This is a genomic window from Myxococcus sp. AM011, assembly GCF_013372595.1.
Taxonomy (GTDB): domain Bacteria; phylum Myxococcota; class Myxococcia; order Myxococcales; family Myxococcaceae; genus Myxococcus; species Myxococcus eversor.
The window spans coordinates 1-1,220 of record NZ_JABXEM010000562.1 but is presented as its reverse complement, the minus strand read 5'-3'; the positions used below and the strand labels follow the sequence as shown (position 1 = coordinate 1,220).

Annotated in this window: 1 protein-coding gene; it reads right to left on the bottom strand. The window is 70.3% G+C overall.

Annotated elements, in window-relative coordinates; translation table 11 throughout:
* Nucleotides 1-37 precede the first annotated feature (37 nt).
* Nucleotides 38-1,198: a molybdopterin-synthase adenylyltransferase MoeB gene (gene moeB / locus HUW62_RS47315; protein ID WP_163868334.1), complete on the bottom strand. Its 1,161-nt coding sequence runs from the start codon at nucleotides 1,196-1,198 to the stop codon at nucleotides 38-40.
* Between the last annotated feature and the right edge of the window lie 22 nt (nucleotides 1,199-1,220).

The following is a 1,220-nucleotide window of genomic DNA, read 5'->3' as shown; positions in this document are numbered from 1 at the left end:
GGCGTGATTTCGGGGATGGGCATGGGGCTTTTTTCCGTCAGGCAGTCACGGCGCAGAAGCGCTCGTAGTCGATGAGCTCCACCTTCGCGCCCGGCGCGCACACCGGACACCCGACGTCCCGGCGCAGCTTCAGCTCCTGGAAGCGGGTGGTCAGCGCGTCGAAGGTGAGCAGCCGGCCCACGAGCGTCTCGCCCTGGCCGAGCAGCAGCTTGAGGGCCTCGTTGGCTTGCAAGAGGCCGATGATGCCGGGCAGCACGCCCAGCACGCCGGCCTCCGCGCACGACGGCGCCAGCTCTGGGGGCGGCGGGGCGGGGTAGAGGCAGCGGTAGCACGGGCCCTGGCCGGGCACGAAAGTCGTCACCTGGCCCTCGAAGCGGAACACGGAGCCGTGGATGTTGGGCAGGCCCTTCATGAGGCACGCGTCGTTGAGCAGGTAGCGGGTGGGGAAGTTGTCCCCGCCGTCGAGGACGAGGTCGAACCCCTCCAGCACGCGCAGGACGTTGTGCGAGGTGAGTCGCTCCTGGAAGGGGATGACGCGGACGTCCGGGTTGAGGGCCTCAATCGCGGCCTTCGCGCTCACGACCTTGGGCTGGCCCCGGCGCTCCTGGGTGTGCAGCACCTGGCGCTGGAGGTTGCTCAGGTCCACCACGTCCGAGTCGACGATGCCCAGCGTCCCCACGCCCGCCGCCGCCAGGTACAGCGCCGCCGGTGAGCCCAGCCCGCCGGCGCCCATCAGCAGCACGCGCGACTTCAAGAGCTTCGCCTGCCCCTCCTCGCCGACCTCCGGGAGGATGAGATGCCGGCGGTAGCGCTCCTTCTGTTCGGCGCTGAGCACGAAGGGCTTCTCCACCGGCAGCGCCGCGTCGCTCCAGCGGTTGTAGCCCCCCGCCAGCGAGGCCACGCGCGTGTAGCCCAGCTCCTTCAGGCTCTTCACCGCCAGCGCCGAGCGCGTCCCTCCGGCGCAGTAGACGACGAGCTCCTCGTCCCGCCCGGCCCGCTCCTCGATTCGCAGCTCCAGGTAACCCCGGGGGATGTGCACGGCGCCAGGCAGCCGCCCCCCCGCGTACTCGTCCGCCTCCCGCACGTCGATGAGCTTCACCGAGGCCCGGTCGTCCAGGAGCCGCTTCACCTCGTCCACGGTGACTTCGCGAATCTCCTGTTTCACACCGGCCAGAAGCTCACGGAAGGATGGGGCCATGGGGCGGGGTATAACCCGAGGG

Bases quoted from the DNA above. Each gene is read 5' to 3' on its own strand.
- moeB (WP_163868334.1), bottom strand. From the start codon at position 1,198: ATGGCCCCATCCTTCCGTGAGCTTCTGGCCGGTGTGAAACAGGAGATT.